The organism is Halioglobus japonicus (assembly GCF_001983995.1).
Taxonomy (GTDB): domain Bacteria; phylum Pseudomonadota; class Gammaproteobacteria; order Pseudomonadales; family Halieaceae; genus Halioglobus; species Halioglobus japonicus.
On record NZ_CP019450.1, the window covers coordinates 1,320,112 to 1,343,561 of the forward strand.

The window sequence follows — 23,450 nt, forward strand, 5'->3', positions numbered from 1 at the left end:
CTGCTCGGGGCAGGCAAATAACTGTCCCGGGTGTGTAATTGCTTAAGTTGGGAACAGGTTCCAATTTAAGCGGCCATAGAGGGTATGTAGCCCCGTACACTGAGAGGTTAGCAAAATGGCTATTGGCTTAGTCGGCCGTAAGTCCGGTATGACTCGTGTTTTTACCGAAGACGGCGCATCCATTCCAGTAACCGTAGTGGAGGTTTCTCCAAACCGCGTTACTCAAATCAAAGAGCTCGATACCGATGGGTATCGTGCAATTCAGGTCACTGCGGGCAGCCGCAAGGCCTCTAAAGTGAGTAAATCCGAAGCGGGACACTTCGCGAAAGCGGGTGTCGAAGCAGGCGCAAGCCTGTCGGAGTTCCGTCTGGAAGAAGCAGACGAAGCGCCTGAAGTTGGCTCTGAGCTGACTGTTGAGCGTTTTGAAGCGGGCCAGATCGTGGACGTTACTGGTAAGTCCAAGGGTAAAGGTTTCCAGGGCGGTGTTAAGCGCTGGAATTTCGCCATGCAGGACGCCACGCACGGTAACTCTATTTCACACCGCGCTCCTGGTTCTATCGGTCAGTGTCAAACACCCGGCCGTGTTTTCAAGGGCAAGAAGATGGCGGGCCACATGGGTGCCGAGCAGGTAACTACCCAGGGTCTGGAAATCGTCCGTGTTGATGCCGAGCGCAATTTGCTGCTCATTAAGGGTGCCGTACCTGGTGCCCCCGGTGGTGACGTCGTAGTGCGCCCCACCATCAAGGCATAAGGTTAGGGGGGCTCTAACGTGGAACTGAATGTAGTTAAGCCGGGTAACAGTGATGCAGGCAAGTTGTCTGTCTCCGATGTTGCCTTTGCTAAAGAGTACAACGAAGACCTGGTTCACCAGGTTGTAACTGCCTTTCTGGCAGGCGCACGCCAGGGCACTCGTGCCCAGAAGAACCGCTCAGCGGTTTCCGGCGGTGGCAAGAAGCCTTGGCGTCAAAAGGGTACCGGTCGCGCTCGTGCGGGAACTATCCGTTCTCCGATCTGGCGCTCCGGTGGTGTGACCTTCGCGGCTCAGCCGCAGGATCACTCTCAGAAAGTGAATCGTAAAATGTATCGTGCAGCGCTGCGCACCATTATGTCCGAGCTCGCTCGCCAGGATCGCCTGGTTGTTGTAGAGAGCATGGATCTGGAGCAGCCCAAGACCAAAATGCTGGTTCAGCAGCTGGGCGAGTACGGTGTGGATAACGCGTTGATCGTGTCCACTGAAGTTGGTGAGAACCTCTACCTGGCGTCTCGCAACCTGCACAAGGTTGACGTTCGCGACGTAGACGGTGTCGACCCTGTCAGCCTGATCGCTCACGACAAAGTGATCGTCACTGTTGACGCGGTCAAGAAGTTTGAGGAGATGCTGGGATGAACCAGGAGCGCGTATTCCAAGTGCTGGTAGGCCCGCACGTTTCCGAGAAGGCCGCCATCGTAGCTGACGAAAACAACCAGTTTGTTTTCAAGGTTGCCGTTGATGCAACCAAGGCAGAGATCAAGAAGTCTGTTGAGCAGCTGTTCAAGGTTAAGGTCGACAAGGTCTCCACCCTGAAGGTGAAGGGTAAGGTTAAGCGTAACCGTTTCGGTTATAGCACCAAGCCGACCTGGAAAAAAGCATATGTACGACTGGAGCAGGGTCAAGACATCGACTTTGCGACTGTTGAGTAAGGAGTCGGATCACAATGGCAGTTTTGAAGAGTAAGCCCACTTCACCCGGTCGTCGTCACGTCGTCCGCGTTGTCAGTGAGGATCTGCACAAAGGAGCACCGCACAAGCCCCTGCTGGAAAAGCAGAGCCGCAACGGTGGTCGTAACAACAACGGTCGTATCACCACTCGCCACGTTGGCGGTGGTCACAAGCAGCACTACCGTATCATCGATTTCAAGCGCACCAAGGACGGTATCCCCGCCAAGGTAGAGCGCCTGGAATACGATCCGAACCGCACTGCGCACATTGCGCTGCTGTTGTTCGCCGACGGTGAGCGTCGCTATATCATTGCCCCTAAGGGTGTGAAAGCGGGTGACGTTCTGCAGTCCGGTTCCGCTGCTCCGATCAAGACAGGTAACTGTCTGCCGCTGCGCAACATCCCTGTGGGTTCTGTTGTGCACGCGATTGAGCTGAAGCCCGGTAAGGGTGCTCAAATGGCTCGCTCCGCTGGTGCTTCCGTTCAGCTGGTTGCCCGCGAAGGTCAATACGCCACCCTGCGTCTGCGCTCCGGCGAGATGCGCAAGGTACTGGCTGACTGTCGCGCTACCCTGGGTGAAGTGTCCAACTCAGAGCACAGCCTGCGCAAACTGGGTAAAGCTGGTGCCGCTCGCTGGCGCGGTGTTCGCCCGACTGTTCGCGGTGTTGCGATGAACCCGGTTGATCACCCCCATGGTGGTGGTGAAGGCCGCACCTCCGGTGGCCGTCATCCGGTCAGCCCCTGGGGTACGCCTACCAAGGGTTACAAGACTCGTAAGAACAAGCGTACCGACAAGCTTATCGTGCGTCGTCGCGGTAAGAAGTAACGGTTGACTAGAGATTAGAGGAAGAGATTGTGCCGCGTTCACTTAAAAAAGGTCCTTTTATCGACCTGCACCTGATGAAGAAGGTAGAAACTGCGCTTGAAAGCAACGATCGTCGTCCGATCAAGACCTGGTCGCGCCGTTCAATGGTTTCTCCGGACATGGTTGGTCTGACTATCGCCGTACACAACGGCCGTCAGCACGTACCTGTACTGATTAACGAAGACATGGTTGGCCACAAGCTGGGCGAGTTCGCAGTAACTCGTACCTTCAAGGGCCATATCGTAGACAAGAAGGCGAAGCGCTAAGCGCCGCGTAACGAGGTTTAGGAAATGGAAGTTGCAGCAAGACTGAAAGGCGCGCGAATTTCTGCGCAGAAAGCCCGTCTGGTCGCTGACCAGGTCCGCGGCAAGCCTGTGGAAGAAGCGCTTAACCTGCTGGAATTCAGCAATAAAAAGGCAGCTCACATTGTCAAGAAGGTTCTTGACTCTGCGATCGCCAATGCTGAAAACAACGAAGGTGCAGATGTAGACGAACTGAAAGTCTCTACTGTCTTCGTTGACGAAGGTATGACTATGAAGCGCCTGCGTCCCCGTGCTAAGGGCCGCGCAGACCGAATTTTGAAGCGTAGCTGTCACATTACTGTGAAAGTTGCAGACGGCGAAGGCTAAGGAGACCAAGACATGGGTCAGAAAGTACATCCCGTCGGTATCCGCCTGGGTATTGTTAAAGACCATAACTCTATCTGGTACGCCGACAGCAAGAACTACTCCAAGCAGTTGATTACTGATCTGGAGGTGCGTGAGTACATCGAGAAGGCACTGGAGCACGCTTCCGTGAGCCGTGTTGTTATCGAGCGCCCCGCACAGACTGCTCGCATTACCATCCACACTGCCCGTCCCGGTATCGTGATTGGTAAGAAGGGTGAAGATGTCGACGCTCTGCGCAAGGAACTCACCAAGAAGATGGGTGTGCCCGTGCACATCAACATCGAAGAGATTCGCAAGCCGGATCTGGACGCCAAGCTGGTAGCTCAGAACGTAGCCCAGCAGCTGGAGCGTCGCGTTATGTTCCGTCGCGCTATGAAGCGCGTCGTACAGAACGCCATGCGTCAGGGCGCCGAAGGTATCAAGATCCAGGTCGGTGGTCGTCTGGGCGGTGCAGAAATCGCGCGTACTGAATGGTACCGCGAAGGTCGTGTGCCTCTGCACACTCTGCGTGCCGATATCGACTACGCAACCTACGAAGCCTCCACTACCTACGGCATCATCGGTGTGAAGGTTTGGATCTTTAAAGGCGAAGTGATCGGTGGCGAAGAAGCCGCTGAGAAGAAGTCAGCAACTAATTAAGGGTTACGCAGATGCTTCAACCAAAGCGTACAAAATTTCGCAAAACTCAGAAGGGTCGTAACCGCGGCCTGGCCCATCGCGGCAGCAAAGTGAGCTTTGGCGAATACGGTTTGAAAGCGACAGGTCGCGGCCGCATTACTGCGCGTCAGATCGAAGCGGCTCGTCGTGCCATGACTCGTCACATTAAGCGTGGCGGTAAAATCTGGATTCGTGTCTTCCCGGACAAGCCTATTACAGGTAAGCCTCTGGAAGTACGTCAGGGTAAAGGTAAAGGTAACGTTGAATACTGGGTAGCCCAGGTTCAGCCCGGCAAAGTACTTTACGAAGTGCAGGGCGTATCTGAAGAGCTGGCGCGTGAAGCGTTCGAGCTGGCTGCTGCCAAGATTCCGGTTGCCACAACATTTGTTAAACGGTCGGTGATGTGATGAAAGCTAGCGAATTGCGTGAAAAGTCCGTAGAGGACCTGAACAAGCAGCTGCTCGACCTGCGTGAAGAGCAGTTCAAACTGCGTATGCAGTCGTCCACTGGTCAGCTGGGGCAGACTCACCTGCTCAAGCAGAACCAGCGCGACATCGCACGCGTTAAGACTGTACTTACACAGAAGGCAGGTAACTAAGTATGTCAGCTGCAGAAAAACGTACACGGACGGCAACTGGTCGAGTTGTCAGCAACAAGATGGACAAGACCATTGTTGTACTGGTCGAGCGTCGGGTTAAGCACCCGGTATACGGCAAGTACATCACTCGTTCGTCCAAAATCCATGCGCACGATGAAAACAACCAGTGCGGCATCGGTGACACAGTAACTGTTGCCGAGTCTCGCCCGATTTCCAAGAGCAAGACCTGGAAGCTGGTAGAAGTAGTAGAGAGCGCCGCCGCGGTTTAATCCCGGCACAGGGTAGAGATTTTGCGGCGGAAGCCGCAGTTTGGAGTAAGAGATGATTCAGACACAGTCGTATTTGGAAGTCGCAGACAACAGCGGCGCACGTCGTGTGATGTGCATCAAGGTGCTGGGTGGTTCCAAGCGTCGTTACGCGCGCGTCGGCGACCTGATCAAGGTTACCGTTAAGGAAGCTATCCCCCGCGGTAAGGTCAAGAAGGGTCAGGTAATGACTGCTGTAGTTGTACGCACCAAGAAAGGTGTTCGTCGCAACGATGGCTCCCTGATCAAGTTTGACGATAACGCCGCAGTACTGCTGAACACCCAGGAAGCGCCTATCGGTACCCGTATCTTCGGCCCGGTAACTCGCGAACTGCGCGGCGAAAAGTTCATGAAGATTATTTCCCTGGCCCCTGAAGTAATTTAAGGCCGAGGAGAGGAAAGAGAAATGTTGAAGATCAAGCGCGATGACGAAGTGATTATCCTGGCCGGCAAGGACAAGGGTAAGCGCGGCAAGGTTCGCAAGGTACTGGATAACGACAAGCTGATTGTCGCTGGTATCAACATGATTAAGAAGCACACCAAGCCCAACCCCCAGGCGGGAGTTGCCGGCGGTATCGTGGAAAAAGAAGCGCCCATCCAGGTTTCTAACGTGGCGATCTTCAACCCTGCGACCGGCAAGGCTGATCGTGTTGGCTTCAAGGTCGAAGGCGACACCAAGACTCGTATCTTTAAATCCAGCGGCGAAGCGATCAGCTAAGCGCAAGGGTTAACAGGTAATAGAAATGGCAACTTTGCAAGACAAGTACAAGAACGAGATCGCAGCTCAGCTGAAAGAAGAGCTGGGTCTGGATAACGTGATGGAAGTTCCCCGCATCACCAAGATCACCCTGAACATGGGTGTTGGTGAAGCACTGGGCGACAAGAAGGTTCTGGAAGCCGCTGTTGCTGACATGGAGAAGATCTCCGGTCAGAAAGCAGTAGTGACCAAGGCGCGTAAATCAATCGCGGGCTTTAAAGTTCGTGAAGGTTGGCCCATCGGTTGTAAGGTAACTCTGCGCTCTGAGCGTATGTATGAGTTCCTGGATCGTCTGATCAGCATCGCGATTCCCCGTATCCGTGACTTCCGTGGCATCAGCCCGAAGTCGTTTGACGGCCGCGGTAATTTCGCAATGGGTGTGACTGAACAGATCATCTTCCCTGAAATTGATTACGACAAGGTAGATGCCCTGCGCGGCATGGATATCACTATCACTACCACTGCTCGTACGGACGATGAAGGCCGCGCTCTGCTGCGTGCTTTCAACTTCCCCCTGAAAGGTTAAGAGGCTTTATTCATGGCTAAGAAATCTATGATTGCGCGTGAAAACAAGCGTGCACGTCTGGTAGCTAAGTACGCTCAGAAGCGCGCCACTCTGAAAGCGATCATCGCTGATGTGAACGCCTCTGACGAAGAGAAGTGGGACGCCCAGATCGCCCTGCAGAAGCTGCCCCGTGACGCCAGCCCGGTTCGCCAGCAGCGTCGCTGCCAGCTCACCGGCCGTCCCCACGCGGTATATCGTAAGTTTGGCCTGAGCCGTAACAAGCTGCGTGAAGCAGCGATGCGCGGTGATGTGCCTGGCCTGGTTAAAGCCAGCTGGTAACGGAGAGATATTGAAATGAGCATGCAAGATCCGCTGTCAGATATGCTGACCCGTATTCGCAACGCCCAGATGGCTGGCAAGACTGGTGTAGAAATGCCCGGTTCCAAGCTGAAGGCTGCTGTTGCAAACGTGCTGAAGGAAGAGGGTTACATCGCTGACTTCAACGCAACCAACGATTCCGGCAAGCCCCGCCTGGCCATTGAGCTGAAGTACTACCAGGGCAAGCCTGTTATCGCTGAAATCGATCGCATCAGCCGTCCCGGTCTGCGCAACTACGCAGGCAAGGATGAAATGCCCTCCGTTCGCGGTGGCCTGGGCGTTGCAATCGTGTCCACCTCCAAGGGTGTGATGACTGATCGCGCTGCGCGCGCTGCCGGTGTCGGCGGTGAAGTGCTGTGCACAGTATTCTGATTTATTAACGTTAGATTTAAAGAGCATTCACAATGTCTAGAGTCGCAAATAATCCGGTATCACTGCCGAGCGGCGTAGAGGTCAAGATCGATGGTCGCGACCTCTCCGTTAAGGGCAGTAAAGGTACCCTGGCCATTTCACTGGTCGAAGGTGTACAGGTATCTCAGGATGACAACGTCTTGACCATTGCCTACGACGAGAAGAACAAAGCTATGGCTGGCACTACTCGCGCGCTGGTAAACAACATGGTCAAGGGCGTCAGCGAAGGCTGGGAGAAGAAGCTGGTACTCAACGGTGTTGGTTACCGTGCCAAAGCTTCCGGCAAGTCAGTCAACCTGACCGTGGGCCTGTCCCACCCTGTAGATTATCAACTGCCCGAAGGCGTTTCTGCGGAAACTCCCAGCCAGACCGAGATCGTGGTCAAGGGCATCGACAAGCAGGCCGTAGGCCAGGCAGCTGCCGAGATCCGCAGCTACCGTCCGCCGGAGCCTTACAAGGGTAAAGGTATTCGCTACGCCGACGAGTATGTCCGTCGTAAAGAAGCCAAGAAAAAGTAGGTAAGTTGAGATGAGTGCAAAGAATGATTCAAGGTTGCGTCGCGCACGTCGCGCTCGCGCCCGTATGCGTACCCTGGGTGTTAACCGCCTGAGCGTGCACCGTACTCCTCGGCATATCTATGCCCAGGTGATTGCACCGGAAGGTGACAAGGTACTGGCCAGCGCTTCTACCCTGGACGCTGAACTGCGTAAGAACGCCACTGGCAATACTGACGCCGCTGCCGCCGTAGGCAAGCTGGTTGCAGAGCGTGCCAAGGCTGCAGGCATCGAGCAGGTTGCCTTCGATCGCGCAGGTTACAAGTATCACGGCCGCGTCAAGGCTCTCGCCGACGCCGCACGTGAAAGTGGACTGGAATTCTAAGGGTACGAGTAAATGGCTTTTAACGACCAGAAAAAGCAGCAGCAGACCGAAGGCGATCTCCAGGAGAAGCTGGTACAGGTCAACCGCGTAGCTAAAGTAGTTAAAGGTGGCCGTATCTTCGGTTTCACCGCACTGACTGTAGTAGGCGATGGCAACGGCAAAGTTGGCTTCGGCCGTGGCAAGGCGCGCGAAGTGCCTGTTGCGATCCAGAAAGCAATGGAAGCTGCCCGTCGCAACATGATCCAGGTAGAGCTGAACAACGGCACTATCCAGTACCCTGTAACCGCCACCCACGGCGCTTCCAAGGTTTACATGCAGCCTGCATCTGAAGGTACCGGTGTTATCGCCGGTGGTGCGATGCGCGCCGTGCTGGAAATCGCGGGTGTACACAACGTACTGGCCAAGGCCTACGGCTCCACCAATCCGGTGAACGTGGTTCGCGCAACCTTTAATGGCCTGCGTGATATGGCTGCTCCCGAAGACGTTGCTGCCAAGCGCGGCAAGTCTGTCGAAGAAATTTTGAACTAAGTATTGGGTTGATTCGTCATGGCAAAAGCAATGATCAAAGTTACCCAGGTTAAGAGCACCAACGGTCGCCTGAAGAACCACAAGGCGTGCGTTGCTGGCCTCGGCCTGCGTCGTATTGGTCATACCGTAGAAGTGGAAGACACTCCTTCCGTTCGCGGCATGATCAACAAAGTTAACTACCTGGTACGGGTTGAGGACTAAATCATGTCAGAAGTAATGCGACTGAATACCCTGAGCCCCGCCCCGGGTGCTCGGAAAGACAGCAAGCGCGTTGGCCGCGGCATTGGCTCCGGTTACGGCAAAACTGCCGGCCGTGGTCACAAAGGTCAGAAGTCTCGTTCCGGCGGCAGTGTTCGCCCCGGTTTCGAGGGTGGCCAGATGCCCCTGCAGAAGCGCCTGCCCAAGTACGGTTTCACCTCACGCATCGCGCGCACTACTGCGCAGATCCGTCTGGGTGAGCTGAATGCAGTAGAAGCTGAAGTGATCGATCTGGAAGCCCTGAAGGCTGCCGACCTGGTCAAGCAGAACGTAACCCGCGCTCGTGTTTTCCTGTCAGGTGAACTGAGCAAGGCCGTTACGGTCAAAGGCCTTGCGGTCACCAAAGGTGCCCGCGAAGCTATCGAAAAAGCTGGCGGAAAGATCGAGGACTAAATGGCGGGACAGGCGCCCTCAGTAAATAAGGCAGGCATGGGCGAGCTTTTTGCTCGCCTTCGTTTTGTCTTACTGGCAATTATCGTTTATCGGATCGGGACTCATATTCCCGTTCCGGGAATTGACCCCAACCAGCTGCAGGCACTGTTCAACCAGAACCAGGGAACCATCCTTGGTCTGGCCAACATGTTCTCCGGTGGCGCCCTGGAACGTATGTCGATCCTGGCGCTGGGCATCATGCCTTACATCTCTGCATCGATCATTATGCAATTGATGGCGGCAGTCACGCCCCAACTGGAGCAGCTGAAGAAAGAAGGCGAGTCTGGCCGCCGTAAAATCAGCCAGTACACGCGCTACCTGACAGTAGTGCTGGCTATTATCCAGGCCACTGGTATGACCGTGGGTATGGCCAATCAGGGAATGAGCTACGACACATCGATGTTGTTCTATGTGATCGCAATCACTTCTCTGGTAACCGGCGCAGTCTTCATGATGTGGCTCGGTGAGCAGATTACAGAAAAGGGCGTAGGTAACGGTATCTCACTGTTGATCTTCGCCGGTATCGTAGCGGGCCTGCCCGCGGCGATCGGCCAGTCTCTGGAGCAAGCGCGCCAGGGCGAGCTGAACATTCTGCTGCTGCTGGGCATTCTGGCATTCGCGATTGTGATGATCTTTGCGATTATCTTCATCGAGCGTGGCCAGCGTCGCATCACGGTGAACTACGCCAAGCGCCAGCAAGGCCGCAAGATGTACCAGGCGCAGAGCTCGCATCTGCCCCTGAAGGTGAACATGGCGGGTGTTATCCCGGCTATTTTCGCCAGCAGCATCCTGCTGTTCCCGGCGTCTATTGCCCAGTGGTTTGGCTCGGGTGATGGCGCAGACTGGCTGCAAGACCTTGCCGTGGCGATTGGCCCCGGCCAGCCGCTGAACATTTTGTTGTTCACGGTGTTTATTGTGTTCTTCTGCTTCTTCTATACGGCGTTGATGTTTAACCCGTCAGAAGTAGCTGACAACCTGAAGCGGTCCGGTGCATTCGTACCTGGTATTCGCCCCGGTCAGCAGACCGCCAATTACATTGACGGCGTGCTGACTCGACTGACGGTATTTGGCTCGGCGTATATCGCCATTGTGTGTCTGATTCCTCAGTTCCTGGTAGTAACAGCCAACGTGCCGTTCTACCTTGGCGGCACCTCACTGTTGATTGTGGTTGTCGTTGTAATGGACTTTATGGCCCAGGTGCAGAGTCACCTGATGTCTCACCAGTACGATTCGGTGATGAAAAAGGCCAACCTGAAAAATATTGGTAGTTCCGGTCGCGTTCGCTAAGCGCCGGATGATACGGAGAAGTAACGATGAAAGTACGTGCATCAGTAAAGAAGATCTGCCGCAACTGTAAGGTTGTGCGCCGCAACGGTGTGGTGCGGGTAATCTGCAACACCGATCCGCGTCACAAGCAGCGCCAGGGTTAATTCCCGGCGTAGTTGATTTTTAGTAACGATATCGCTAGAATGCTGCGCCTTTCGCGCGCTCCACTGGCTGATTTTCGGAAAACCGAAGAAAATCAGTGGTTTGCGTAAACCGCAGTTAAGCGAAAAAGAGAGTAATTGGAGAAAGTTGGATGGCTCGTATTGCCGGTGTCAACATACCTGATAACAAGCACGCTGTTATCTCACTGACTTACATCTACGGTGTAGGTCGCACCACTGCCAAGGAACTGTGCGCCGCTACTGGTGTTGCAGAGAACGCCAAGATCGGCGATCTGTCCGAGGAAGACATGGATGCACTGCGTGGCAAAGTAGCTGAGATGACCGTCGAGGGTGACCTGCGTCGGGAAGTCTCCATGAACATCAAGCGTTTGATGGACCTGGGCTGCAACCGCGGCCTGCGTCACCGTCGCAGCCTGCCGCTGCGCGGGCAACGCACCAAGACCAATGCGCGTACCCGTAAGGGCCCGCGTAAGCCGATTCGCAAGTAAGGAGCGACCCTAACGGGTTCGGGCCTCGGCCCACTCACAGCGAATCCTTTTTAGTGTAGCTGCACCGAGTGCAGTGTTGATATTAAAGTAGGAAAACGACATGGCGAAGCCAGGTGCCAAAGGCACTCGTAAGAAAATCACCAAGACTGTTGTCGACGGTATCGCGCACGTACACGCGTCCTTCAACAACACCATCATCACTATCACTGACCGTCAGGGCAACACCCTGAGCTGGGCTACCGCTGGTGGCTCCGGTTTCCGTGGTTCTCGCAAAAGCACCCCGTTCGCTGCCCAGGTTGCAGCTGAGCGCGCCGGTGAAGCGGCCAAGGAATACGGTCTGAAGAATCTGGACGTGCAAGTTAAAGGCCCCGGCCCTGGTCGTGAGTCTGCCGTACGTGCACTGAATGCCTGTGGTTACAAGATCAGCAACATCACCGATGTTACACCGATCCCCCACAACGGCTGCCGTCCGCCCAAGAAACGTCGCGTATAACAGCGCTCAGAGGAAGAACTAGACATGGCTCGATATATTGGACCCAAGTGCAAGCTCTCCCGTCGTGAAGGAACTGACCTGTTCCTGAAAAGCGGTGTGCGCGCACTCGAAAGCAAGTGTAAAGCAGAAACCCAGCCCGGCCAGCACGGCGCCCGTCGCGGCCGCCTGTCTGACTACGGTGTACAGCTGCGTGAAAAGCAGAAAGTACGTCGTATCTACGGTGTTCTGGAAAAGCAATTCCGCAACTACTACAAGGAAGCCGCCCGCCTGAAAGGCGCCACCGGCGAAAACCTGCTGCAGCTGCTGGAATCTCGTTTGGATAATGTTGTTTACCGCATGGGCTTCGGCTCTACCCGCTCTGAAGCGCGCCAGCTGGTAGCGCACAAAGCGATCCTGGTAAACGGCCAGGTAGTGAACATTGCTTCCTACCAGGTAAAAGCAGGTGATGTTGTGTCCCTGCGTGAAAAGGCCAAGAAGCAGCTGCGCGTCCAGTCTGCCCTGGCCCTGGCTGCCCAGCGCGGCGAACCCGAGTGGATCGAAGTTAACTCTGACAAGCTGGAAGGTACTTTCAAGTCTGTACCCGATCGTGCAGATCTCTCCAGCGAGATCAACGAAAACCTGATCGTCGAGCTTTACTCCAAGTAATCCACGTTAGGAATTAACCTACAAAGGTGCCCCGTATGCAGAGTGCAGTGACTGAATTTTTGACCCCGCGAGTAATCAACGTTGATGAAAAGAACGCTACTCGCGCCCAGGTAACCCTGGAACCCCTGGAGCGCGGCTTTGGCCACACTCTGGGTAACGCCCTGCGCCGTATCCTGCTGTCTTCCATGCCCGGTTGTGCAATCACCGAGGTGGAGATCGACGGCGTATTGCACGAGTACAGTGCAATCGAAGGTGTTAACGAAGACGTTATCGAAATCCTGCTGAACCTCAAGGGCGTTGCCCTGGTGATGAACGGCAAGGATGAAGCAGAGCTGACCCTGACCAAGAAAGGCCCGGGTGCAGTAACTGCCGGCGACATCCAGGTGGACCACGACATCGAGATCCGCAACCCGGATCACGTGATCTGCCACCTGAATGGCGACAGCGAAATCAACATGAAGCTGACTGTGGCCCGTGGCCGCGGCTACTCTCCCGCCGATTCTCGTGAGAATCCGGAAGAGGAGACCCGCTCGATTGGTCGCCTGCAGCTGGACGCCACCTTCTCGCCAGTACATCGCGTGTCCTACGTGGTTGACGCGGCTCGTGTAGAGCAGCGCACCGACCTGGACAAGCTGATTCTGGACCTGGAGACCAACGGCACTATCGACCCGGAAGAGGCGATCCGTCGCGCCGCGACCATCCTGCAGCAACAGCTGGCCGTGTTTGTTGACCTGGAGAGCGAATCTGAGTCTGAGTCTGTTGAGGAAGAGGACGAAGTAGATCCTATTCTGCTGCGCCCTGTGGACGATCTGGAACTGACCGTTCGCTCCGCCAACTGTCTCAAGGCAGAAAACATTTACTACATCGGCGACCTGGTGCAGCGCACTGAGGTTGAGCTGCTGAAAACCCCGAACCTGGGTAAGAAGTCGCTCACCGAGATCAAGGATGTACTGGCTTCACGTGGTCTGTCCCTGGGTATGCGCCTGGACAACTGGCCGCCCGCCAGCCTGAAAAACGACGACCGGGTACTGAGCGTTTAAGCTCCCCGGTCAACTGAATAGCAGTGTGCTGAGATAGCACCTTAATAGAGAGATTGGAAAAATGCGTCATCGTCACAGTGGACGTCAACTGAATCGCAACTCCTCCCACCGCAAGGCCATGTTCCGTAACATGACCAACTCACTGGTGGAGCACGAGCTGATCAAAACCACCCTGCCCAAGGCGAAAGAGCTGCGCAGCTATGCTGAGCCGCTGATCACCCTGGCCAAGGAAGACAGCGTGGCTAACCGCCGCCTGGCTTTCGACCGCACCCGCGACAAGGCGACCGTCGGCAAGCTCTTCAATGAGCTGGGCCCGCGCTACGAGTCTCGTCCCGGCGGGTACATTCGCATCCTGAAGTGCGGCTACCGCGCTGGCGACAAGGCTCCCATGGCCTACGTTGAGCTGGTGGATCGCCCCCAGGTTGAGGCTTACGACGACGAGGATTGATTCCTCGGCCGTTGTCAGCGTCAGTCTGACAGACAATAAAAAAGCCGGGCTATGCCCGGCTTTTTTGTGCCTCATTTAAATAGGCTTAACGTGGAAGTGACTTTCGCCAGGACTCGAAGCTGCTGTCGCTGAAGGACTGGCCATCCATGACACACTCGGTAACATCGACAGCAGCTTCACGTGTGCCGGTCATGGTGCGGGCGATCTGCCCTGCAGCGTTCGCTTCGGCAATATCAAGTGAGTTCGCCTGAAGCGTGACAAGGCCTCGTGTGCCTTTTTCAGTGATGACCTGACAGTCGACACTGTGCTTTGGGTATACGCGCTCCTGTGCGTGAGAGGCGCTCTGGACTAATAGTAATCCCAGTGCCAGTGCAGTCAGCTTGGATACTTGCATGGTGAATCTCCTATGCTTACCAACAAAGGGCAGTTGCGGCGGTGCCATCTTTCTTCAATGCCCGCTTGCTGCCTGATGAATCGAGTGAGAAGGTGAAACAATCTTCATCGCCATCTTGGGGAGAAGTCCCAGTTGGTGTGGCAGTGAGGACATAACAACGGGTCAAATCGCCACTTGCGCACGCAGAGGCAGTCACCGTGTAATGCCCTTCATCAGACTGTGTTCCCAGGCCCAGTTCGCTTAGTGTTGTCGTGTATGTGCTTCTGTCGAGCATGTATTGTTCCTGGCGGTTAGCGGCTTCCGTCAGGAAAGCTTTGCCGTCAGCCCTTCGACCTTTCTGCAGCGCCTCTTGATAAGAGGGTAGGGCGACTGCCAGCAGGATGCCGACAATCACCACCACAATCATGACTTCGATAAGGGTGAAACCCTGCTCTGCCCGGCGTTTCTGTGTTGGCATATCCATTTATTAGTAGTCCTCCTGGTACCAGTAGTTGCCGTAGGGTGGACGCAGGCTCTCGCCCAGGTCGCAGACGCCGCTGGTGCAATCGACCGTGCCAGGCTCGTCTAGACTGTTCGGGGGTGCACCAGGGGGCAGTAGTACGCGGATCGAGCCATCTTCGGAGAAGTGCAGCGATGGCGCGTCGGGAATGATCGAACCGAGAATGATGGTATCCCGATCACCGGTATAGAGGTCGATAACATACATCTGACCAGTACCCGCCTGAGGTTCACAGATATTGATGTCGCTCACTATATTTGACGGGGTAAATGTACTTGCAAAGACACGCCCGTTAATAGTGAGCGTTTCTGCGAGGCTCTTTTCGCCTGGCGCTTCGAGACCCATCATCCAGCCGCTGGCTGCGTCAAGCGCGCCTTGCGCAGTAGCCTGCTCAGTTTCGTCCCCCGTGTTAATGAGATCAGCCGTGATGTCATACAGGAGGTTTTCACGCAGCGGCAGCACGCAACGGAAGTCATCGGGGGCACTTCCACCAGAGCATGTAGCGTCGCTCGGGCGGTTCGTGCTGTAAATGCCGATGGCCTCGTCCCTTAGCATGTACAGGCGATTTTGAACATCTAGCGCAATCGGGTTGGTTCGGTCACCAGATCCGATAATAACTGCATCGATGGCGATGCCTTCTTCGCGGATGCGAACAACATCAGGTGCATTGAAGAAGCGTCTGTCGTTGTCTTCATCATTGCCATTGAGTGCCGCGAACTGAACAATGCGCCATGGCTTGTTACTGGCGTCGGGAATGGCGTTCCCCGCCAGATCAATGCGCCATATGTTGCCACCGGTGTCACCGAAGTAGATCCGGTCGGTCAGACCGTCGGCGTTGCTGTCGAATGCTTTCACCTGACCGGGTACTGAGTGAGTCAGGCCGGTTTCCTGAAGATTGGTGGCGCTGTTTGCACCGGGCGTGAAGCTGTAGATCAAGGAGCCAGTGGCGGCATCGACGATAAACACGCCACGACCCTGGGAGTCGGCAGTGCCAAGCCCGGTCAGATCCTTGTTGGTGTCGTAACCTGCACCGAAAATGAGGGCAGGCTTGGGAACACCGTTTGCATCCACATGCCCCGGGATCTGGGTTACCACTGGTTCCGACCAGGTCTGGCCAAGCTCGGCAAAGGCCGTCATATCCGAACCGATGCGCCACAGGAACGAAGGTGTATCCGGAGTCGAGATATCCAGCGCGTAGTAGGATTCGCCGCCCCGGCGCATGCCAAGGAAAACCCATACTTTGTCGCCATCGCTCGACTTGAGCGTACCATCGCTGTTGCTATCGAAAGTGTACGAGACGGGGGTTAGGTCCATGCCGTACACGTTGTCGTTGGACGATTGGTCGCGGCGTCGCACTGGCAGAATCTCGGCCAGTTCTTTCGGGAAGAAGGCCCAGTCTTCCTGGCCGTCGCCGTTACCGAACATGTGCACGAAGCCGTGGTTGGTGCCCGAGATGATCCGCATATCCGGGTTGTCATTGGTAAAGGCATTGGTGCGTGCACCGTAGTTCACCACCAGAGGCTGGCTGTGGAGAATATCGCCCATGATCCAGCTTCTGACCGTGGTGCTGGGTTCATCGTCCTCGTCATAGGTATCGTAGCCCAGCGCCCAGTTCAGCTGCTTGTTGAAAGCGTCACTGGTTGATGCCCCGAACAGGTTCCACAGTGCCAGGTCGTCTATTGTGCCCATACTGGTGGCGTTGATATTGGTTGAATTGAAGGCCTGCAGAGCACCGGCGTTGCCGGTATTGGTCAACACATTGCGTGTCGCCGGATCTCGGGCGGCGAGCAGCGCGCCTACGCCACCTTCGCCGACCCGGCCACCGTCTGCACTAGTGCTCCAGAAGGTGGTTGCGGTCTCGAGGATGTCGCCAGAGGCTGAATCGATGGCCGGCGTGGTGCCGTCGGCCTGGACGATGACGGCGGAATCACCGTCAATTTTGACCTTGAGCTTCTTGATATTGCCGATCCAGTCGACCGTCAAACTGGGTTCAAACATCGCGTAGAACACCTCGTCCCGGCTGCGTGTGCGGGTGAAGGTATCAACCGCTACCGCCGGTGAGGTGAAGGTGGTTTCTCGAGAGAGAATGCCCACTAGGGCGCCCTGGAACGCGTCGGCGAGTTCCTGGGAGTTGGTGGCAGTGTAGTAATCGCCCTTGCCCTTGTCCGCGGTGTCTTCCAGCAGCTGCTGATTGGTGGCAAAACCAATCGTGTACGTAATGCCGTACTGGTCGCCGTTGGTTGAGTCATTGTCCAGGTCGGTTTTGGCCATGTACTCGGCCAGTTCCGGCATACAGCTCTCGCGGTTGCCCTGGTTCGAGAACGGATAGGAACCGCAACTGGTAGCGCCAGTCAGGGTCTTGATATACGAGTTGGCCGAGCTGTCGTTCTGCGGTTCACCGTCTGTCATCAGAATGATGTAGGTGTAGGCACAGCTGGAGTTGGGCTGGATATAGGTGCCGCCAGATTCCGCCGCGGTATCCTTGGGGGCGATGTCGGAGGTGGAATAGCTACTGGTCGGGGCAGCGTCGTTGCCCCACAGCACATCCTTACCCGCAATGTAGCGATAGGCCTCATAGAACGATTCGCAAAGCGGGGTACTGCCCGATGCCTGAATACTTTCCACCAGCGTTACCATGTTTTCACGTTGGGTTGTGTTCATGTCGCTTACAATGCCCTGAATGATGCGGCCGCCATCGTAGACATCCTCGTCACCCACACTGTTTTGCGCGTTGCGGTTGAATTCCATCAGGCCGAAATCAATGCTGGTATTGGTTTCGATCATGGTGCCGATGACATCCTGGGCAATCTCCAGGCGCGACCGGGTAACAATGAGGCTGTCATCGTTTAGGTAGTCGATGTAGTGCGACGTGAAGAAGGTCAGCGCCTCGCTGCCCCAGTCGATGGAATTATCGATGTCCGGACCGTACTCATTGCCGGTGGCGACGTTGTCCTGAGGGAAGCCGTCTGCCTGGCCGCTGCCGTTGCTGGGATTGGGCGTCTCTCCAGTAAGGTCGTCGCGGCACTCAACATGGGTGGTATTGCGTGAGGAGGAACTTTCGCTCAGGTCTTCCCATGTGCCGGGAATGAGGGTGTCGTCTTCACACACCTGAACCCGATCGCCCTGGAATACCCAGCCATCGCTATAGGCCGGGCCGCTCACCCATTCGAAACAAGCGTCGTAGTCATTATCGGGGCCGGGAATCTCGATATCGAGATAGGTGAGCCCTCCGCTACAGTCGTTTCCGCTGTCATTGTCACGGTAGACCCATCCGGAAGTGCTGTTGCTGCTGACTACCTCCTGATAGCAGGCGTCATTGTTGGGGCCTTCTGGGTCCACATAGTACAAAGAACCAGGGCAGTCATTGCCGGAGTCATCCTGGACCCAGACCAATACATTCAGCGGTACCGTACCGGTCTCATAGGTATAACAACCGGCGTTGTTGGGGCCAGGGGGGTTGCGATAGGTCTGACCATCCGGGCACACATACTCGCACTGGCCCTCTTCAATCGATGAATCAACCCAGCGCAGTGCGCGTTCCGGGGTAAAGCGGCCGTTGTTGGTCAGTGGGGTGTATGAGGCATCACAGCGGTTGGCACTGGCTGAAAAGTATTGGCTGCTGTCGGGCGCCGGCGCGGTGACCGTGCCGTCATCATTGCGTCGTGCCCAGTAGACGCGTCCATCCGGGGCGCCGCCGTCATAGGACTCGGTGGGGTCATAGGGTGGGCGCTCCTCAGTGACCTGAGTGGCCATACTGCCCGAGTCATCGAAAACAATAAGGACCTTGGGGCGGGCGCCGGAGGAGGCGTCAAACTCAGATTTGTAAATCTCTGTGTCGTCGGCACTTGTGCCCAGGCTGGCTGCGAGCAGCGCCAGGGCGGCGCCGCGGGCCCAGTGCCCGAGGGTGGTGAGTTTCTCAGTGTTCATTGAGCTATCCTCCGGTGGATTGCTGAGGTGCTGACCTTTCTGAAAGTGAAATATGCGCATGGATCAGCCACTGCCAATCACAGTTTTGACGACGCCGAGCTCAACCTGCGTGCGGGCACGGCCCGGCAGCCTGTGTTCGGACTGAATGTGGTAGTAGTCGCAATCAAAAACACCAACGCTGCTGCCGCCTCTGCCACCTGGTGGTCTGGGGCAAGTGCGATCAATACCGATGAGTATCACGTCGACGTCAACATTGCTCGCGTCGGGGTTGTTGGGGTCGTCGGCGACATTCCTGAGCGGGTGGGCGCCACTTAAGCCTGTGAACGGGTCGTTGACTATCGGTTGCCGGTTAAAGGGATCCTGGGCTGTGCCTGCCAGCGCCATAGTCCCGTAAATGCCTGCCTCGGCCGCCTGAAAGGACTTGTAGGAGTCCTGCATATTGGTGGACATCTTTAAGCCCAGCGCACTGTTGTTGGCGGCGGTGACTGCGATGATGGTCACCACCAGCAGGAACAGCAGCGCTGTCGCGAGTGCGATGCCCGATTGATGTTTATAGCTCTTCAGCATTAGGAAGCACCTCCGCGGAGCACGATTCTGGGATTACGCAGGGTGATATCGGCATGTAATAGAACGCGGCGGAACGTGTCATTTGGGGTAACGGTGCGATCCCCGAGCGTGTAGGTCTTCTCGTTGGTGTAGTCGTAGTCGTCGTTTTCCGCGCGCATCAGGATGTAGGCTTGCATTGACGTTGCCTGGTCCCAGCCGCTGCTCCCCACGTCGTTAGGGTCAGCGGCGACCGCATCGGCGGTGCCATCCACGCCAGTGTCAAAGCCAAACAAAAAGCGCATGTCTTCAACGCCCTGTACCAGGTCCTGGCGTTGCATGGCCATTCCCGAACCATCCCAGGTCAGCACCATCCGGCTTAATGTCGGAATGGCCGAATCGCGGATATAGTAAACCTCGACGTTGTAGGGCCAGGCGTTGGCCAGGGCGTATGACGTCCCGGTGCCGATGGACGGCATTGAGTCGGCGCCATCAACCAGCATGCCCGCTTCGGAGTTGGCCACCAGATAGGTGGTCTTAACGTCGATCTCACCTGACGGGAAGGTGTTGCCCGTGCTGTCATTCGGGTCAGCGGCGATGGGAGCTGGGATGACGTTCTTGATCACGAGCACGTCGGTGTTTTCCCGTGCGTCGGTAATGCAGCCGTACGCTAGATTGTCTGCGCCTACGGTCATCGCCATCAGCGATTCGCCGGTGTTGTAGGCAGCCGCATCACCGGTGCAGTCGTTGGTGATTGATGTGTTTAGAGAACCGTCCTTAACAATATCCTCGTGATAAACCCCACCGAAGAATCCCACATGTTTGGCGGAATAGCTGATCAGTTGAAGTGCAAACTGGCCGTTCTCGGAGATGCCCGCTACCTGGTCGACCTCTGTGAGTGAGCGAGTGGATGCCAGATAGACTGATACAGCGCCCGCGATGACGATGATGCCGAGCACCATTGCCACCATAAACTCAATGAGTGAAAAGCCGCCGTGATGTGTTGTTCTTGCATAGTGTCTTTGCCGAATTTTCATTACATATCGCCCTCGTCAAAGATGAAGCTGCTGATCACGACTTGCCGCCGGTAGGGTTTATCCTCGTTGGCAAAATCCGTGCCGCAAATCGTGTCGCCGGTGGCTGCGTCAAAGGTTTCACTAATGCCGCGCCACTGGATGACAATGTCGATAATCCCGGTGTTGGTCTTACCCGTGTCCGCGGTGAAGTTCACGCAGGCAGCAACGTCACGCAGCACTGCGGTGCTGCTGGCATCGCCGTTCGGATCGGGGGCGGTGACGGCTGAGCCTGCAAGGAGACTTTCCCAATTGTCCAGATCGAATTTTGCGAGATCTTCAGCTGTGCAACTTGTGGTGGCACAGTTGGTGACCATGGCCGGACCGCTCGAGCCGTTCAGCGGGTTGTGAGCTGTGTATTCGGCAACGCCCTCAGGGTTGCGACGGATGCGTTCCAGCAAATCATCGGCCAGTGACACAGCGCGAGTTCGCTGCACGGTGTCGTGTTGAGCCACCTTCGATACGCCTAATAGGCTAACGATACCGAGAATGCCGATGGCCAAAATCACTGCAGCGATCAGTGCTTCAATCAGGGTCATTCCCTGCTGTTTTGTTGTGGTGTTCATGTCAGGGGCACTCACTGGAGAAATTGGCGGCGGCGGCAGATACCTCAGCGCCAATTGCAGACCTGACCGAGCCGACAGGAGTAAGCTGCAGACCGCGTGCTTCGGCTGCGCCGCGTTCATCGCAGAACAGGAAGGTGCCTTCCGAACCGAGTGCAATGCCGCGCGAGCTGAAGGCCACGGTCTGAGCGCCCGATACACTATCAAAGAGCACTTCCATGGCGCGACTGCGAGGCTCCCACTGAATGAGTTCTTCAGCTGGGTCATTGGGGTCCGGAACGGTGTTTTGATCAGTATCCACGAACGTCATGTAGCCGGTACTCCAATCAGAGGATGAAACACAGGCGCTGCCATCGGTCGTTGGGCATACAACGACACGCGCGCGACGCGTGATTGCCTCTGAGCGAGCGTTATTCAAAGTGGCTCTCAGTGCATAGGTGTCAGTGACCATCTGATTGTTGCGAATCAGGCTGGATAGTCCAGGCACCGCGACCACGAGTAACACCAGCAGAACGGTGATCACCACCATCAGCTCCACGAGGGTAAACCCTTGCTGCAGTGAGCCGGTGAGCGAATTTTTTTGTTTCGTTGTTTCGAGCAATTTGCACTCCAAAAGTACTCATCCCCATACGTAGTTTAGAAACTCACTTGGGACAAGCAATATGCTTATTGATAAACGGTAAGAAACCGCGATAAGCGGCGGGAATCAAAGGAAAAATGTGATTTTAATCACTTTTTTGGTCGGGATAGCGGAGTTCGACAATAAACCTTCCGGCGGCGTGGCTGGCGACCAGGGTGGCGCTGGCGCCGAACATGGCCTTCAGGCGCAGCTCCACATTGGCCAGGCCCACCTGATTTCCCTCAGAAGGGGGGGCTTTAGCAGGGGTAGGGTTTTCAATGCGGGCGTGAAGACAGTGTTCTTCGCGCCAGATGCGTATGACTATCTCGCCGCCCGCTGGAATCGCCGCCACGCCGTGATATACCGCATTTTCCACCAGCGGTTGCAGCAGCAGGGAAGGCATGGCGACCGGGAGGCAGTCAGGCTGTACGTCCCGGGTTACCGCCAGTCTGTCCCCCAGGCGCAGCTTTTCAATCGCCAGATAGAGGTCGACCAGATGCAACTCGTCTGCCACGGTCGTGCGGTTGTTGCTGTCCTTGAGGCTTGCCCGAAACAGCTCGGCCAGGTCCTCCACAGCCTGTTCGGCCCGCTCTGGGCGGGTTTCGATGAGGCTGGCAATGCTGTTCAGTGTATTGAACAGGAAATGCGGGTGGATTCTGGCGCGCAGCGAGTCCAGGCGGGCCTGCAACTCGGCGCGTTGTTGGATCTGTAATTGCTGTTGCAGGGAGAAGTACCGCAACACGATACCGCCTAGCACGTTGGCGATGACCACGTTGCGCACAATCCAGCTGACCTGCTGGGGCACCTCTGTCAGCGGCGCCAGCAGGGTCTGGCCGAGATAGCTGCTCAACGCAGTGACCAGACTGATGATGATCAGGCACAGGATGGTGGCTATGGGGAGCGAGAAGCCGGAGAGGGGTTCACGCAGCCAGCACAGCAAGGCACCGCTGAGCAGTACAATCCACTGCGCCAGCATTGAACCGCCGGCCAGCAGGGGCCAGTCGAAGCCCCGCAGGCTGCTGCTCGCCAGTACATGGACCATCACAATGAGCTCGGTGAGCAGTACCATAAACAGCACCGCATGGGGGCTGCACAGATTGGGAATAAAGAGTGCGCCGCCCTCGCTGGCGTCACTGCCAGTGGGGTCTGTTTGCGAGGGCAGGCCTGCGGACATGCCAATTCCTTCGTTCGGGGGTTTGGCATCATCATGACCGGGCTTGCTCCAGTCGTCCAGTGCGGTTCAAAACGTGCGCTGGGTCACGTTTTTTGACCGGGGGTTAGCGGGTGCTTGTGCTACAGTTTGAGGTGTATTCACTGACTCTCTCAGCGACAGACAAACGGCCATGACAGAACGACGCAAAAGCGACCAGGAAGAGAAGAGCTTTTTTCGCTCAGATCGCTTTTTCGAGCACAATGGACAGTGGTTTTTCGCGACCCGCGAGGGTACGATGGAGGGACCTTTTGGCGACCGAATGCAGGCTCAGGCCCGCCTTGAGGCCTATATCAAAGTCGCTAATTCGGGGATTCTCGGCGATGGTGCCACGGATGACCACGCGGCCGCACCGGGGCACAGTGACTGGTCGCTGAAGCCCAAGTAAACCCTACTCGGGGTTCGCCACTCTCGCTTTGACTTCACTCAAATGGCGGCGGCTGATAATCGGTTTGTCGTCCATGCCACCCAGTACCACGCACCAGCTGCCTTCATCGCTTTTTTCCAGGCGTTGAATATGGGCAGTTGCTACCAGTGTATTGCGGTGGACGCGTAAAAAGCGGTCACCGTAACTCTCTTCAAGATCCCGCAGGCTCTGTTGAAGCACCAGCTGTGAAGCGGGTGTGTGCGCGGTTACGTATTTGTGCTCCGCGACGAAACAGCGAATATCCTTGAGTGGCAGGGTGGCGACACCCCGGTGAGTCTGGCTGGAAATCAGCTCGATATCGCCGCTGCCAAGGCTATTCAGCTCCGCCAGTTGCAGGCGGTTGACCTTGCCTGCGGTTAGCAGCGCTTTTTCCAGGTCGGCCTCGCGCACCGGTTTTAGCAGGTAGGCCACGGCCTGCTGCTGGAAGGCCTGTAGTGCGTATTCGTCGTAGGCGGTGCAGAACACGATAGCTGGCGGGGCTTCCAGTTCTGCCAGTGCCGCAGCAACCTCGATACCGCCCAGTCCGGGCATGCGAATGTCGAGCAAAATCAGTTCGGGCAGGTGTTGCCTGGCCAGTTGCAGTGCGGCCTCCCCGTCACTGGCCTCCAGGCAGTCTGCGTCGGGGCGTAGGCGCGCCACCAGTCTCAGTAACCGCTCGCGCGCCAGGGGCTCGTCGTCGACGACCAAGATTTTCAT

The 23,450-nt window shown here is 56.2% G+C and carries 37 protein-coding genes; 28 read left to right on the forward strand and 9 right to left on the reverse strand.

The window, feature by feature from the left end; translation table 11 throughout:
- The first annotated feature begins 115 nt into the window (after positions 1 to 115).
- The 27 genes from rplC (at position 116) to rplQ (ending at position 13,499) form a co-directional block, all read left to right on the forward strand.
- A complete protein-coding gene (rplC, locus tag BST95_RS06240; protein ID WP_066055389.1) occupies positions 116 to 751 on the forward strand; it encodes a 50S ribosomal protein L3 in 636 nt (211 codons plus the stop codon).
- 18 nt (positions 752 to 769) lie between these two features.
- Positions 770 to 1,387 carry a 50S ribosomal protein L4 gene (rplD, locus tag BST95_RS06245; protein WP_066055386.1) on the forward strand — a complete coding sequence of 206 codons (618 nt, stop codon included), beginning with the start codon at positions 770 to 772 and terminating at the stop codon, positions 1,385 to 1,387.
- Positions 1,384 to 1,680: a 50S ribosomal protein L23 gene (gene rplW, locus BST95_RS06250; protein WP_066055383.1), complete on the forward strand. Its 297-nt coding sequence runs from the start codon at positions 1,384 to 1,386 to the stop codon at positions 1,678 to 1,680. The genes rplD and rplW overlap by 4 nt, the downstream gene beginning before the upstream one ends.
- 14 nt (positions 1,681 to 1,694) lie before the next feature.
- A complete protein-coding gene (rplB, locus tag BST95_RS06255) occupies positions 1,695 to 2,522 on the forward strand; it encodes a 50S ribosomal protein L2 (protein ID WP_066055380.1) in 828 nt (275 codons plus the stop codon).
- Between the two features lie 29 nt (positions 2,523 to 2,551).
- Positions 2,552 to 2,827, forward strand: coding sequence for a 30S ribosomal protein S19 (rpsS, locus tag BST95_RS06260; protein ID WP_066055377.1), 276 nt, complete (start codon positions 2,552 to 2,554; stop codon positions 2,825 to 2,827).
- A gap of 24 nt (positions 2,828 to 2,851) precedes the next feature.
- Positions 2,852 to 3,190 (forward strand): 50S ribosomal protein L22, encoded by a 339-nt coding sequence (gene rplV, locus BST95_RS06265; protein WP_066055375.1) that lies wholly within the window; start codon positions 2,852 to 2,854, stop codon positions 3,188 to 3,190.
- Between the two features lie 12 nt (positions 3,191 to 3,202).
- A complete protein-coding gene (gene rpsC / locus BST95_RS06270) occupies positions 3,203 to 3,868 on the forward strand; it encodes a 30S ribosomal protein S3 (protein WP_066055372.1) in 666 nt (221 codons plus the stop codon).
- Between the two features lie 11 nt (positions 3,869 to 3,879).
- Positions 3,880 to 4,293 (forward strand): 50S ribosomal protein L16, encoded by a 414-nt coding sequence (gene rplP, locus BST95_RS06275; protein WP_066055370.1) that lies wholly within the window; start codon positions 3,880 to 3,882, stop codon positions 4,291 to 4,293.
- Entirely contained in the window at positions 4,293 to 4,484 is a 192-nt protein-coding gene (rpmC, locus tag BST95_RS06280; RefSeq protein WP_066055367.1) for a 50S ribosomal protein L29, read from the forward strand. The genes rplP and rpmC overlap by 1 nt, the downstream gene beginning before the upstream one ends.
- A 2-nt stretch (positions 4,485 to 4,486) precedes the next feature.
- Positions 4,487 to 4,753 carry a 30S ribosomal protein S17 gene (gene rpsQ, locus BST95_RS06285; protein ID WP_066055365.1) on the forward strand — a complete coding sequence of 89 codons (267 nt, stop codon included), beginning with the start codon at positions 4,487 to 4,489 and terminating at the stop codon, positions 4,751 to 4,753.
- A 52-nt stretch (positions 4,754 to 4,805) separates the two neighbouring features.
- Entirely contained in the window at positions 4,806 to 5,174 is a 369-nt protein-coding gene (gene rplN / locus BST95_RS06290) for a 50S ribosomal protein L14 (RefSeq protein ID WP_066055362.1), read from the forward strand.
- A 21-nt stretch (positions 5,175 to 5,195) separates the two neighbouring features.
- Complete coding sequence (gene rplX / locus BST95_RS06295; protein WP_066055358.1) at positions 5,196 to 5,507, forward strand: 50S ribosomal protein L24; 312 nt, start codon at positions 5,196 to 5,198, stop codon at positions 5,505 to 5,507.
- A gap of 25 nt (positions 5,508 to 5,532) precedes the next feature.
- Positions 5,533 to 6,072, forward strand: a complete 540-nt coding sequence (gene rplE / locus BST95_RS06300; protein WP_066055355.1) for a 50S ribosomal protein L5 — start codon at positions 5,533 to 5,535, stop codon at positions 6,070 to 6,072.
- A gap of 12 nt (positions 6,073 to 6,084) precedes the next feature.
- Complete coding sequence (rpsN, locus tag BST95_RS06305; RefSeq protein WP_066055352.1) at positions 6,085 to 6,390, forward strand: 30S ribosomal protein S14; 306 nt, start codon at positions 6,085 to 6,087, stop codon at positions 6,388 to 6,390.
- 15 nt (positions 6,391 to 6,405) lie between these two features.
- The gene (gene rpsH / locus BST95_RS06310) at positions 6,406 to 6,801 is read left to right on the forward strand and encodes a 30S ribosomal protein S8 (protein ID WP_066055349.1); all 396 of its coding nucleotides are present in this window, start codon (positions 6,406 to 6,408) and stop codon (positions 6,799 to 6,801) included.
- Between the two features lie 32 nt (positions 6,802 to 6,833).
- Complete coding sequence (gene rplF, locus BST95_RS06315; RefSeq protein WP_084198580.1) at positions 6,834 to 7,358, forward strand: 50S ribosomal protein L6; 525 nt, start codon at positions 6,834 to 6,836, stop codon at positions 7,356 to 7,358.
- A 10-nt stretch (positions 7,359 to 7,368) separates the two neighbouring features.
- Positions 7,369 to 7,719, forward strand: a complete 351-nt coding sequence (gene rplR, locus BST95_RS06320; RefSeq protein ID WP_066055344.1) for a 50S ribosomal protein L18 — start codon at positions 7,369 to 7,371, stop codon at positions 7,717 to 7,719.
- 12 nt (positions 7,720 to 7,731) lie between these two features.
- The gene (gene rpsE / locus BST95_RS06325) at positions 7,732 to 8,247 is read left to right on the forward strand and encodes a 30S ribosomal protein S5 (RefSeq protein ID WP_066055341.1); all 516 of its coding nucleotides are present in this window, start codon (positions 7,732 to 7,734) and stop codon (positions 8,245 to 8,247) included.
- Between the two features lie 18 nt (positions 8,248 to 8,265).
- Entirely contained in the window at positions 8,266 to 8,448 is a 183-nt protein-coding gene (gene rpmD, locus BST95_RS06330; RefSeq protein ID WP_066055339.1) for a 50S ribosomal protein L30, read from the forward strand.
- Between the two features lie 15 nt (positions 8,449 to 8,463).
- The gene (gene rplO / locus BST95_RS06335; protein ID WP_084201069.1) at positions 8,464 to 8,898 is read left to right on the forward strand and encodes a 50S ribosomal protein L15; all 435 of its coding nucleotides are present in this window, start codon (positions 8,464 to 8,466) and stop codon (positions 8,896 to 8,898) included.
- Positions 8,899 to 10,224, forward strand: a complete 1,326-nt coding sequence (gene secY, locus BST95_RS06340) for a preprotein translocase subunit SecY (RefSeq protein ID WP_066055336.1) — start codon at positions 8,899 to 8,901, stop codon at positions 10,222 to 10,224.
- 26 nt (positions 10,225 to 10,250) lie between these two features.
- Complete coding sequence (gene rpmJ / locus BST95_RS06345) at positions 10,251 to 10,367, forward strand: 50S ribosomal protein L36 (RefSeq protein ID WP_066055334.1); 117 nt, start codon at positions 10,251 to 10,253, stop codon at positions 10,365 to 10,367.
- Positions 10,368 to 10,516: 149 nt separating this feature from the next.
- Positions 10,517 to 10,873 carry a 30S ribosomal protein S13 gene (rpsM, locus tag BST95_RS06350; RefSeq protein WP_066055332.1) on the forward strand — a complete coding sequence of 119 codons (357 nt, stop codon included), beginning with the start codon at positions 10,517 to 10,519 and terminating at the stop codon, positions 10,871 to 10,873.
- 100 nt (positions 10,874 to 10,973) lie between these two features.
- Positions 10,974 to 11,366, forward strand: a complete 393-nt coding sequence (rpsK, locus tag BST95_RS06355) for a 30S ribosomal protein S11 (RefSeq protein ID WP_066055329.1) — start codon at positions 10,974 to 10,976, stop codon at positions 11,364 to 11,366.
- A 24-nt stretch (positions 11,367 to 11,390) separates the two neighbouring features.
- Entirely contained in the window at positions 11,391 to 12,011 is a 621-nt protein-coding gene (gene rpsD / locus BST95_RS06360) for a 30S ribosomal protein S4 (RefSeq protein ID WP_066055326.1), read from the forward strand.
- A gap of 35 nt (positions 12,012 to 12,046) precedes the next feature.
- Positions 12,047 to 13,051, forward strand: a complete 1,005-nt coding sequence (locus BST95_RS06365) for a DNA-directed RNA polymerase subunit alpha (protein WP_066055323.1) — start codon at positions 12,047 to 12,049, stop codon at positions 13,049 to 13,051.
- A gap of 61 nt (positions 13,052 to 13,112) precedes the next feature.
- Entirely contained in the window at positions 13,113 to 13,499 is a 387-nt protein-coding gene (rplQ, locus tag BST95_RS06370; protein ID WP_066055320.1) for a 50S ribosomal protein L17, read from the forward strand.
- Positions 13,500 to 13,584: 85 nt separating this feature from the next.
- On the opposite strand, the gene BST95_RS06375 is transcribed toward rplQ, so the two are convergent.
- From BST95_RS06375 to BST95_RS06410, 8 genes are all read right to left on the reverse strand, one after another.
- The gene (locus tag BST95_RS06375) at positions 13,585 to 13,893 is read right to left on the reverse strand and encodes a hypothetical protein (protein ID WP_084198581.1); all 309 of its coding nucleotides are present in this window, start codon (positions 13,891 to 13,893) and stop codon (positions 13,585 to 13,587) included.
- A gap of 16 nt (positions 13,894 to 13,909) precedes the next feature.
- On the reverse strand, positions 13,910 to 14,356 hold the full coding sequence (locus BST95_RS06380; RefSeq protein ID WP_157114460.1) for a type IV pilin protein: 447 nt from the start codon (positions 14,354 to 14,356) through the stop codon (positions 13,910 to 13,912).
- A 3-nt stretch (positions 14,357 to 14,359) separates the two neighbouring features.
- Positions 14,360 to 18,319: a pilus assembly protein gene (locus BST95_RS06385; protein ID WP_169843862.1), complete on the reverse strand. Its 3,960-nt coding sequence runs from the start codon at positions 18,317 to 18,319 to the stop codon at positions 14,360 to 14,362.
- 63 nt (positions 18,320 to 18,382) lie between these two features.
- On the reverse strand, positions 18,383 to 18,886 hold the full coding sequence (locus BST95_RS06390; RefSeq protein ID WP_084198583.1) for a pilus assembly PilX family protein: 504 nt from the start codon (positions 18,884 to 18,886) through the stop codon (positions 18,383 to 18,385).
- Complete coding sequence (locus tag BST95_RS06395) at positions 18,886 to 19,899, reverse strand: PilW family protein (protein ID WP_084198584.1); 1,014 nt, start codon at positions 19,897 to 19,899, stop codon at positions 18,886 to 18,888. The genes BST95_RS06390 and BST95_RS06395 overlap by 1 nt, the downstream gene beginning before the upstream one ends.
- On the reverse strand, positions 19,899 to 20,501 hold the full coding sequence (gene pilV, locus BST95_RS06400) for a type IV pilus modification protein PilV (RefSeq protein ID WP_169843863.1): 603 nt from the start codon (positions 20,499 to 20,501) through the stop codon (positions 19,899 to 19,901). The genes BST95_RS06395 and pilV overlap by 1 nt, the downstream gene beginning before the upstream one ends.
- A gap of 1 nt (position 20,502) precedes the next feature.
- Positions 20,503 to 21,099 carry a GspH/FimT family pseudopilin gene (locus BST95_RS06405; RefSeq protein ID WP_169843864.1) on the reverse strand — a complete coding sequence of 199 codons (597 nt, stop codon included), beginning with the start codon at positions 21,097 to 21,099 and terminating at the stop codon, positions 20,503 to 20,505.
- 124 nt (positions 21,100 to 21,223) lie between these two features.
- Positions 21,224 to 22,291 carry a sensor histidine kinase gene (locus BST95_RS06410; protein ID WP_084198587.1) on the reverse strand — a complete coding sequence of 356 codons (1,068 nt, stop codon included), beginning with the start codon at positions 22,289 to 22,291 and terminating at the stop codon, positions 21,224 to 21,226.
- A gap of 169 nt (positions 22,292 to 22,460) precedes the next feature.
- Here BST95_RS06410 and BST95_RS06415 point away from each other — a divergent pair, with 169 nt between their 5' ends.
- Entirely contained in the window at positions 22,461 to 22,715 is a 255-nt protein-coding gene (locus BST95_RS06415; protein ID WP_084198588.1) for a DUF6316 family protein, read from the forward strand.
- A 3-nt stretch (positions 22,716 to 22,718) separates the two neighbouring features.
- Here the strand turns inward: BST95_RS06415 and BST95_RS06420 are convergent, their stop codons facing one another.
- Complete coding sequence (locus BST95_RS06420; RefSeq protein ID WP_084198589.1) at positions 22,719 to 23,450, reverse strand: LytR/AlgR family response regulator transcription factor; 732 nt, start codon at positions 23,448 to 23,450, stop codon at positions 22,719 to 22,721.